The organism is Psychrobacter sp., assembly GCF_036731945.1.
In the GTDB taxonomy this organism is placed as follows: domain Bacteria; phylum Pseudomonadota; class Gammaproteobacteria; order Pseudomonadales; family Moraxellaceae; genus Psychrobacter.
The window spans coordinates 41,590-50,984 of the sequence record NZ_DAINDI010000013.1; the positions used below are offsets into that span (position 1 = coordinate 41,590).

General features: G+C 43.7%; 11 protein-coding genes, 2 tRNA genes and 1 pseudogene. 10 read left to right on the plus strand and 4 right to left on the minus strand.

Features of this window, described 5'->3' with window-relative positions:
* The 10 genes from V7D75_RS04265 to modB form a co-directional block, all read left to right on the plus strand.
* Positions 1-1,135 (plus strand): molybdopterin molybdotransferase MoeA (locus V7D75_RS04265; protein WP_333613545.1); only part of this gene is annotated, 1,135 nt, incomplete at its 5' end.
* A 231-nt stretch (positions 1,136-1,366) separates the two neighbouring features.
* Complete coding sequence (gene moaA / locus V7D75_RS04270) at positions 1,367-2,467, plus strand: GTP 3',8-cyclase MoaA (RefSeq protein ID WP_333613546.1); 1,101 nt, start codon at positions 1,367-1,369, stop codon at positions 2,465-2,467.
* A gap of 58 nt (positions 2,468-2,525) precedes the next feature.
* Positions 2,526-3,056: a molybdenum cofactor biosynthesis protein B gene (moaB, locus tag V7D75_RS04275; RefSeq protein ID WP_200663271.1), complete on the plus strand. Its 531-nt coding sequence runs from the start codon at positions 2,526-2,528 to the stop codon at positions 3,054-3,056.
* Positions 3,057-3,059: 3 nt separating this feature from the next.
* Positions 3,060-3,245, plus strand: a complete 186-nt coding sequence (locus tag V7D75_RS04280; protein ID WP_333613547.1) for a hypothetical protein — start codon at positions 3,060-3,062, stop codon at positions 3,243-3,245.
* Positions 3,211-3,828 (plus strand): molybdenum cofactor guanylyltransferase, encoded by a 618-nt coding sequence (mobA, locus tag V7D75_RS04285; RefSeq protein ID WP_333613548.1) that lies wholly within the window; start codon positions 3,211-3,213, stop codon positions 3,826-3,828. Before V7D75_RS04280 ends, mobA begins: the two co-directional genes overlap by 35 nt.
* 77 nt (positions 3,829-3,905) lie before the next feature.
* Complete coding sequence (gene moaC / locus V7D75_RS04290; protein ID WP_296236870.1) at positions 3,906-4,427, plus strand: cyclic pyranopterin monophosphate synthase MoaC; 522 nt, start codon at positions 3,906-3,908, stop codon at positions 4,425-4,427.
* Positions 4,428-4,508: 81 nt separating this feature from the next.
* Positions 4,509-4,793 carry a MoaD/ThiS family protein gene (locus V7D75_RS04295; RefSeq protein WP_200663266.1) on the plus strand — a complete coding sequence of 95 codons (285 nt, stop codon included), beginning with the start codon at positions 4,509-4,511 and terminating at the stop codon, positions 4,791-4,793.
* A 248-nt stretch (positions 4,794-5,041) separates the two neighbouring features.
* Positions 5,042-5,533: a molybdenum cofactor biosynthesis protein MoaE gene (locus V7D75_RS04300; RefSeq protein WP_333613549.1), complete on the plus strand. Its 492-nt coding sequence runs from the start codon at positions 5,042-5,044 to the stop codon at positions 5,531-5,533.
* A 173-nt stretch (positions 5,534-5,706) separates the two neighbouring features.
* The gene (gene modA / locus V7D75_RS04305) at positions 5,707-6,612 is read left to right on the plus strand and encodes a molybdate ABC transporter substrate-binding protein (protein ID WP_333613550.1); all 906 of its coding nucleotides are present in this window, start codon (positions 5,707-5,709) and stop codon (positions 6,610-6,612) included.
* Positions 6,613-6,822: 210 nt separating this feature from the next.
* Positions 6,823-7,524 carry a molybdate ABC transporter permease subunit gene (gene modB / locus V7D75_RS04310; protein WP_333613551.1) on the plus strand — a complete coding sequence of 234 codons (702 nt, stop codon included), beginning with the start codon at positions 6,823-6,825 and terminating at the stop codon, positions 7,522-7,524.
* 27 nt (positions 7,525-7,551) lie between these two features.
* Here modB and V7D75_RS04315 read toward each other — a convergent pair whose 3' ends face one another.
* The 4 genes and pseudogenes from V7D75_RS04315 to V7D75_RS04330 all read right to left on the minus strand — a co-directional run.
* On the minus strand, positions 7,552-8,589 hold the full coding sequence (locus V7D75_RS04315; RefSeq protein ID WP_333613552.1) for a D-cysteine desulfhydrase family protein: 1,038 nt from the start codon (positions 8,587-8,589) through the stop codon (positions 7,552-7,554).
* A gap of 189 nt (positions 8,590-8,778) precedes the next feature.
* Positions 8,779-8,855 (minus strand) — tRNA-Asp (locus tag V7D75_RS04320).
* Between the two features lie 50 nt (positions 8,856-8,905).
* Positions 8,906-8,981 (minus strand) — tRNA-Val (locus V7D75_RS04325).
* Between the two features lie 295 nt (positions 8,982-9,276).
* Positions 9,277-9,395, minus strand: a pseudogene (locus V7D75_RS04330) (glutathione peroxidase); the annotation flags it as partial.

The following is a 9,395-nucleotide window of genomic DNA, read 5'->3' on the forward strand; positions in this document are numbered from 1 at the left end:
TAGACAAAATCTGTCGGCGATGGATGGTTATGTGCTGGCGCAAGGCAGTACGCTTGACGCCGAAAACACGATTGCGATCGTCGGTGAGTCGCAAGCAGGTAGTCCTTATCGTGGTGACATTGTCGCAGGACAAGGGGTACGCATCTTTACGGGTGCCGTCGTTCCTGACAGCTGCGATACGGTCGTCATGCAAGAAAACACCAATTTTGCCGCTATAAAAGACCGTATTGATAAATCAAAGCCTTATGCCATTACGCTAAGTAAAGACGCTAAAGCTAATGACAATATCCGCAAGCAAGGCGAAGAGATTGAAGCTAGGGATGTGGTATTACAAAAGGGTAAACGCTTAAATCCTACTGATATCAGCCTATTAGCGAATTTAGGCTTTGATAAGGTCGATGTTTATCAGCCTTTAATCGTTGGTGTACTTGCAACGGGCGATGAATTGGTGGCGATTGGCAATGAGCTAACCAGCCTTGCGCAAATCTATAACTCCAACACCCCGACACTAAAAACCTTACTCTCAAGCTTACCCGTCACTGTCCGCGATTATGGCATCATTGCTGATGATTTAGATAAAACCACCGCTGCCGTAACCCAAGCGATGCAAGAGTGCGACGTCCTTATCTCTACCGCTGGCGTATCGGTTGGTGACTATGACTTTTTAACCACCGTCATTGAGCAGCTAGGGCAGATTAATCATTATAAAGTCGCCATGAAACCCGGCAAACCGTTTGTCTTTGGCGAGTTGACGCAAAATCTTGCTAAGCCGGTACTATACTTTGGTTTACCCGGCAATCCGCTATCGACCGTCGTTGGCAGCCTACAATTTGTCATTCCAGCGTTATGGCAGATGGCAGGCACTGCGCCTCAGGAGCAACCTATGCAGCTTAGCTTGACCGCAACGCTTAAAAACGATATCAAAAAAGCAGCGGGACGTAAGGATTTTCAAAGAGGCATTTTATCGCAAACGGAGTCTGGCGAATTTTACGTTGAAAGCTTTAGCAATCAACAATCCCACCGTATCAAGCAGCTGAGCCACGCCAATTGCTTTATCGTATTGGCGCAGGATTCTGGCAATGTAGCCGCTGGCGAGCAAGTACAAGTTCAGCCGTTTCCTTGGTTATATAGCTAATTGATAGTTATATAGTTACATAGTTAATAACTCTTTATGCGGTTAATCATGAGAAACTGATGAACTACTATCAAGTGCTACTACTACTTTGGTGGTAGTTTTTGGGTCACTTATGGTGAATGGTTATTTGCCCATAAGCTGTCATAATCATACCTAAATGAAACTTCCCACTCACAACCTGAGGCAACGCCTAAAAGTACACACTATACTTAATATTAATGGTAATCATCTATGAACCATCTTGCCCCCACCGTAGGCAATGCGCAACTGTATTCGCCTACCGCTGCACCCGCTATTTTTGATGGTGACTCATCATCGAAAACGGCTATCACGTCGTATTCCCCGACTACGCCCTCTCAACCATTGACTGATGGTTTCGCACGACGTCTTACCTATTTGCGTCTATCGATTACTGATTTTTGCAATTTTCGCTGTGAGTATTGCCTGCCAAATGGCTACCAAGGTAAACCGCCTAAGGGTGAGCTTAGCGTCACTGAAATTGCGACCTTAATTCGCGGTTTTGCCCAAGTCGGTACCAAAAAGGTAAGGATTACAGGCGGTGAGCCATCTATACGCCGCGACTTGGTCGACATTATCAGAACCATCAAAAACACCGAAGGCATTGAAACGGTTGCTATGACCAGTAACGGCTATAAGCTCGGTAAGCATTTGGCTAACTGGCAAGCATCTGGGCTGAATCAGCTGAATATCAGTATGGACAGCTTCGACGCCGCAACCTTCCATAAGATGACAGGCTTTGATATGTTGCCGCAGCTCTTGGCTGATATGGATACTTTGCTTGCGTCCACAGATATTAAGCTAAAAATAAACAGTATTTTGATGGCAGAAACGGCCTTTGAAAATCTGATAAATGCCATCGATTATGTCAAAGACAGAGCCGTTACCTATCGCTTTATCGAATTTATGCAAACCAGCGACAACAGCGATTTGTTTTTTGCCCAGCACGCACAGTCCGATATTATTACCAATTATTTAATCCAACACGGCTGGCAAACTCACGAGCGCGGCAGCACCGACGGGCCAGCGATAGAATATAGCCACCCTGATTATAAAGGTCGTATCGGCATGATTGCCCCTTATGCTGCCCATTTTTGTGACAGCTGCAATCGCTTGCGCGTCAGTAGTCAAGGTAAGGTGCATTTGTGCTTATTTGACCAAGGTAACTACGATATTCGTCAACATCTTGAGCAAGACGATGTGGCCGGGCTTGTGAATACACTGCACAGCTTTATGCCGATTAAACCTGAGCATCATCACCTTCACGAATCAAACAGCGGCATGATGCATAATTTGTCGATGATTGGTGGCTAATTGATTTATCATAAAAACTTTTAATTTTTATAACAAGCGTATTTATTAAGGAACATCCATGAGTAAGCTGCAAGCACCCTTTACCCCGCTTAATATCGCTATTTTAACGGTTTCTGACAGTCGCACCCTTGCAGAAGACACCTCAGGGCAATATTTGGTCGACCAATTAACCGCAGCAGGGCATCAATTGGCTGATCGTCAGCTGATAACTGATGATATTTATAAAATCAGAGCCGTCATTAGTAACTGGATTGCCGACCCTGAGGTGCACGCTATTATTACCACCGGCGGTACTGGCTTTTATATCCGCGACAGCATGCCAGAAGCGGTTGGCGTATTATTTGATAAATCGGTCGATGGCTTTGGCGAGATGTTCCGCTTAATCTCAAAAGACGATATCGGCATGTCAACCATCCAATCGCGCGCCGTCGCTGGTATGGCAAATGGCACGGGGATTTTTTGCCTGCCCGGTTCATCAGGTGCTTGTCGCACTGCTTGGGAAGGTATCTTACAAGAGCAGCTTGATAGCCGCACGCGTCCTTGTAATTTTGTGCCGCACTTTATGCGTACCAACCCAGGTCATGACTAATTCATGCTTGCAGTTGCAGATGGCTTAGTCCAATCAGACGAAGTGGATAAATCCAAGCGCTTATCAGGTATCGTTATTTTGGCAGGCGGCGCCTCCAAACGTATGGGGTCGCCAAAAGCTGAGCTTACCCTGCCAACAGGCGAACGTCTGCGCAATGATGAGCAATCTACCTATTATGATTGCCGATAATGGACGTGGTTTTAGTATTAATCCAAATTTGCTTAAACAATCACAATCGCCGATTTTTCATATTGCTGACTACTTATCTGCTAACGGTCTTTGTAGCAAAAAGCTATCTGACACAAAGCTATCTGGCCAAAGTCTTTCTAACAAAGATGACAACTCGTTTGAAACAGGCGGGGCGTTGGTAGCGATTGAAGCAGCACTGCAAGCATTGACGCCACAAGAAAACACTAATAATCTCACCAAAATAACAGATACTAAATCGTCTTGGCTGCTGGTCATTAGCTGCGATAGCTTAATCCCTGTCACGGGTTTATGGCAAAAACTGCGGCCTTATATTACGCAAGCTGACGGTAAATCTGTCATTTGTCTAACCGATGACAGCCACTTATATCCATTGTTAGGTTTATATCGTTTAAGTATTGAACCTGAGTTAAAGCATTATATCGACAATGGTCAGCGGCAGGTGATGAAATTTATTAAGCCAATTGTGCAACCGGTACCTTTTGCCAAAGTATGGCAAGAGTTAACCAATTTTAATACACCTAAAGATTTTGTCCGTGCTTGTTTAGCTTTAAACGACTCATGAACTAAACAACTTAAAAAAACGTTTATTGAAAAGAGCCGACCGTTTAAGAGAAATTCGTTTTCTAAGAGAAATAAAGAATGAATAGTGACAATCCAAAAACCAACAATCAACCAAGCAATCAATCGGGCCTCTCGCATTTAGATAGTGACGGTGATATTACTATGGTCGATGTGAGTGACAAGACGCCCACTACCAGAGAAGCCCACGCGAGTGGACAAGTAATTTTTCCAGCGCCCATTTATGAGCAAATCAAAGCTGCTGATGGTATGACCAAAAAAGGCAGCATTACTCAAACCGCTCATATCGCTGGCATCATGGCGGCCAAACGCACCCATGACCTCATTCCGCTTTGCCATCCCTTGCCTTTAGATAAGATTGGTTTAAGCTTTGCATATGACGATGCGCACCAGAGCATTACCGTAACCGCTACCGTCAAAGTCACCCATAAAACTGGGGTAGAGATGGAAGCACTGACCGCGGTTAGCGTTGCCTGCTTGACCATTTATGATATGACCAAAGCCATCTCGCATGATATTGTGATTGACAATATTCATCTGATGAAAAAAACGGGCGGTAAATCCGACTATCAGCATGCGTAAAAGTGCTTTAAAAATCATAAATTCTTGAAAAACATACAGTTAAACAATGAATAAGCAGTTTAAAAAATAAGGAAGATTGCCATGAGCACCTTAGTAGAAAGCAATACAGAGACAAATGCGACGATGGATATCAACGTTTTATACTTTGCCAGCTTAGCTGATGAAGCCAATTGTCATGAAGAAAAAGTTACGGTGCCACAGTCGACCTCATTAACTGAGCTATATGAGCAGCTGCGCCAAAAGCATCGCTTTAGTCGTCCGCAGTCAGAACTACGTGTGGCGGTAAATGACTATTTTGTGAAATGGACAGATGAGATTTATGACGGCGATAGTGTGGTGTTTATCACCCCAGTCGCTGGTGGTTAATTCAAATGGTTAATTGAAAACCGTTTATTTATTTATCTACTTTTTATGAGGGGCGTTACTTTGCGCGCCGCTTAACAGCTAAACACCTTGTTAAACACTAGAGTGAACTCACTATAAAATAAACATGGTGCTACCGGTATAAATTTTCCGTAGCCTCTGTCTGCGTAGGCACAGCAAGCAAGGAAGATTTATATCAGTAGCACATTTTTGTACAGAATTTTTAAGATTAACTATAGGCAGAAAAATAAATGACAGACAACGTACATGGGCAATCGATGAGCATCAAACGTAGCATCGATGAGGCGTATCTCATCGCTGAACGTGATGGTTTTGCGCTTTTAGATACCAATATTGATGAAAGCCGCCTTAAAAAAACGCTCGATGATGACAGCTGCGGTGCCTTTGTCTGCTTTGAGGGGCGTGTTCGCAACCATAATAATGCCACGAGCGTTAACCGCCTAACCTATTATGGTTATGAAGATTTGGCCATCAATCAAGGCCGCGCCATCATCGAAGAAGCCAAAAAGCGTTTTGAGATTACCCATGCCATTGCTATCCATCGTATTGGCGCGCTAGAGATTGGCGATGTGGCAGTTTGGGTTGGTGTGGTTTCTGCCCATCGCTATCCTGCTTTTGACGCTTGCCGCTGGATATTAGATACCATTAAAGCCGATATTCCGGTGTGGAAACAGGAATACTATCAAGATGATTCTTCAAAATGGCTGAGCAATAATGGCTAATTAACGGTTAATTAATGATGACTCACTCAATAATATTGATGAAAAATAGGTAGTCGTGATATGCATATCGTTTAGAAAATAATTAAGCCAATAACTATAAAAAACTGATATATACTGCAAAATTATTCATTTTTACTGACTATTGTTCTTTTTTAAAGTAGAGGATGTAGGTTATGCACTCAAAACCATCAAATGCTCAGCATCAACCCCTTACCAATTTTTCTTATTTAAAACGGTATAAATCGATAGCAACATTGGGCGCATCCGCGTGCTTGGCTTTAATACTCAGCGCTTGTAGCCAAGAAAACAGCCCTAATGAAACCGCAGTGGTTACAGAAAACGCACCACAGACCACTCAACCTAGTGAAGCCATTCGCATTGCTGCCGCCGCCAATTTATCGGACGTATTGCCTGAAATCATCGAAGGTTATAAAAAAGATAAGAACCTGCCCAATCAAGAGATTGAGGTTACCTTTGCTTCTTCAGGTAAGCTATATTCGCAAATCACTGCCGGCGCACCTTACGATATTTTCTTAGCCGCCAACCAAGAGTTTCCGGCTAAATTGGTAGATAGGATGTTTAAAGGTGACAGCAGTCGGACGCCGTTTACCTATACTCAAGGTCAACTCTCTATTTATAGCGCGGCCAAGCCGGTTGATAGTTTGAATCAGAGTACACTGACTGAGTTATTAAAGCGTGATGACAAGACGAAAATTACTATCGCCAACCCTGAGCTTGCGCCTTATGGCGAATCTGCCAAGGCTTATTTACAAGCACAAAACCTTTACGACTCTCTAACGGCACAAAAGCGCATCATTCAGGCAGAAAATATCGGTCAAGCTTTTCAGTATGCGCATACAGGCAATGTCGATTATGGCTTTGTCGCGCAGTCGCAAGTGACCGCCATCAAAGCGACGCCCGAGCAATTTTATATTTTACCAGCCGACTCTTATCCTGCTATTTTGCAGGACGGTATCGTTATTACCGATGTTGCTAGCGCAGCAGATTTTACTGATTACCTGCGCTCGCCTGCTGGACAGGCCTATTTTGCTAAAGCGGGTTATTTGGCTGTTAAGTAGCTTGTTTGTAGCAATCTATCGAAAGAATAAGGACGGATTAGGTTTGCTCAAGTGAATACTTTAGCCCTTTGATAAGCTTGCCTTCGTGAAATAAGTGAAATGTGACATAAGTAACACGTTATCAAGGCAAGCGATCTATAAATAACGTGGCAGCATAAATAATGCCCTATCAGCGGCGCACTGGATAAAAGGTAGATAGATAATCACGCTATGATGTCCCAGTTTCTTATTTCAGACATGCTGCTGCCGGTATGGGTAAGCATCAAGCTTGCCAGCATTACCACCCTTTGCTTATTGTTATTTGCGACGCCATTGGCTTATTGGCTTGCCAAGCCTAGCCGAGGAAATATCGTTGGGCGTATAAAGATTCTATTGATGGGCATCATTGCGATGCCTCTTGTTTTGCCGCCTACCGTCATTGGTTTTTATTTATTATTATTACTCAGCCCGAGCGTCGGTATTGGACAATGGCTTATCGAGCATAATATCAGCCCTTTGGTTTTCACCTTTGAAGGGCTGGTAATTGGCTCTATCATCTACTCCCTGCCCTTTTATATTCAGCCCGTCTATGCTCAGTTTTTGCGTATTCCCCAAGGCGTGATGGAAGTGGCAAGCTTATTAGAACCTAGCCGTCTTAGACGTTTTATAAAAATTGTCCTACCGCAAGCGCGTATCGGTATTATTCTAGGCGGCTTAATCAGTTTTGCGCATACCATTGGCGAATTTGGCGTGATACTGATGATAGGTGGCAGCATTTCAGGTGAGACCAAGGTTGTCTCTATTGCGATATATGAGCAAGTAGAGGCGCTAAATTACGAAGCAGCGCACCTGATGTCGGGGATTCTTATTATTATGGGTATTATTATGGTGGCGCTGATTGCTGCTGTCAGTCGGCTTAATCAGCGCCTGTAAACACTTGCTTTATAAAACAATAATAAGTCAAATTTCTTGTTGTAAGGAATCAAACTTCTGACTTACGGCTTTTTTCGCCAAATCCAAATCGTTGGCATAAGCAAATAAAGCTGGCGCACCGCCAGTATGCCAAAACAACACACTATCGGTTTGCTTAATCTTCCCCCTACGAATCATATCGATAAGTCCGCCCATCGCGCGACCAGTATAAACAGGGTCGACCAATATCCCTTCTGTTTGCGCCGTTAAAGCAATCGCCTCATTTTCTAATGCACCCACTACGCCATAGCCTTCACCAACGTAATCAGAGTTAAGAAATAAGTCTGACGCGGTAAATTTATAATCTGTCTTGATTAATTTTGCCGTGCTATTAGCAAGCGCTAGCGTATATTGATCAAAGGCGACTTGATCGGTTTCGCTTTTATCAATATTAATACCGACGATTTGATAAGGTGAGTTAAAGATTTTATTGCCAAGCATTAAGCCCGCCTGTGTGCCGCCAGAGCTTGAGGCAAATACGATATGGGTCAAGGATATACCCATGCTTTGACGCTGCGATTCTAGCTCTTTAAACGCCTCTACAAAGGCTAACGCCCCAAGCTCGCTTGAACCACCGTACGGCACCACGTAGACGTTTTTGCCTTGGTTGGTTAATTGTTCAACGATGCTAGGAATGTCCTCGCCTTTGCGATGATTGCCTGCCCAGTGGATATGACAACCAAACAGCTTATCTAGCAAGAGATTGCCATTTGCCTGCTCCGGCTCTTCACCGCCTAACACTAAATGACACTCCAGTCCTAAGCTTGCCGCTGCCGCTGCTGTCTGACGGCAATGGTTTGACTGTATCGCGCCCGCAGTGATGATGGTATCGGCACCTTTGGCAAGCGCGTCACCGAGGATAAATTCAAGCTTGCGGGTTTTATTGCCACCCAATGCCAGCCCCGTATTGTCATCTCTTTTCATATAGATTTTGGGGCCGCCCAAGGCTTGACTCAATCGTTTCAGCTCAACCAGCGGGGTTGGAAAAAAGCCTAACGGCTCTCTAGGTATGTGGTTATATTCCATGTTATTTTCTATCCCTATTAACAATAGCCATGTAAAATTTAGCTATTAGCACAGCATACAATAGAAATATAAGTCACGCCGCTACTATTTAAAATGAGCAGACACAAAAAAACCTCAAACAAGCTAATGTTTGAGGCGAAACTTGCTTAGACTTAACAGTCTAAATTCGTTTTCTAATACTACAGAAAATGGCGCAGCGGACGGGACTCGAACCCGCGACCCCCGGCGTGACAGGCCGGTATTCTAACCAACTGAACTACCGCTGCTTAGGTCGTTTTTAGCATTTCATCTTTTAAAAGACCCACTTGCTAATAAGTGGTGGGTGATGACGGATTCGAACCGCCGACATTCTGCGTGTAAGGCAGACGCTCTACCAACTGAGCTAATCACCCTGAGAAGCGTTAAAAAATTGCACTGCAATTTTAGCTTCGCAAGGGAAATCCTTTAAATAGGATTTCCTGAAAGCTTTAACAATCAAAGCTGTCACCCTTTGATAACTTCCAACAGAAGAGAACTAACTAAAGCCTCGCTCTGTGGGTGTGTATTATATAGATTTACACATGGCTGTCAAACCCTATTTGCTCTTTTCTCGCGTATTTTTTCTTAATTTAGCAAATATACAGACAAGCCTCTGTTTTTATTGGCTTTATATTTTACATAAAACCAAAAATTTCTCTAGCTTATTATTTATTTGGCCGCCAATGCTTGTTCAATATCTGCTTTAAGGGCGTCAGGCTTGGTGGTTGGCGCATAACGGTCAATCACTTGCCCATCGGTGCCAATTAAAAACTTAGTAAAATTCCATT

Excerpts from the sequence above, each read along its gene's own strand:
- V7D75_RS04315 (WP_333613552.1), bottom strand. The coding sequence starts at position 8,589 with ATGGAATATAACCACATACCTAGAGAGCCGTTAGGCTTTTTTCCAACC.
- mobA (WP_333613548.1), top strand. The coding sequence starts at position 3,211 with ATGATGAGCAATCTACCTATTATGATTGCCGATAATGGACGTGGTTTT.
- moaA (WP_333613546.1), top strand. The coding sequence starts at position 1,367 with ATGAACCATCTTGCCCCCACCGTAGGCAATGCGCAACTGTATTCGCCT.
- modB (WP_333613551.1), top strand. The coding sequence starts at position 6,823 with ATGATGTCCCAGTTTCTTATTTCAGACATGCTGCTGCCGGTATGGGTA.
- moaC (WP_296236870.1), top strand. The coding sequence starts at position 3,906 with ATGAATAGTGACAATCCAAAAACCAACAATCAACCAAGCAATCAATCG.
- V7D75_RS04295 (WP_200663266.1), top strand. The coding sequence starts at position 4,509 with ATGAGCACCTTAGTAGAAAGCAATACAGAGACAAATGCGACGATGGAT.
- modA (WP_333613550.1), top strand. The coding sequence starts at position 5,707 with ATGCACTCAAAACCATCAAATGCTCAGCATCAACCCCTTACCAATTTT.
- moaB (WP_200663271.1), top strand. The coding sequence starts at position 2,526 with ATGAGTAAGCTGCAAGCACCCTTTACCCCGCTTAATATCGCTATTTTA.
- V7D75_RS04300 (WP_333613549.1), top strand. The coding sequence starts at position 5,042 with ATGACAGACAACGTACATGGGCAATCGATGAGCATCAAACGTAGCATC.
- V7D75_RS04280 (WP_333613547.1), top strand. The coding sequence starts at position 3,060 with ATGCTTGCAGTTGCAGATGGCTTAGTCCAATCAGACGAAGTGGATAAA.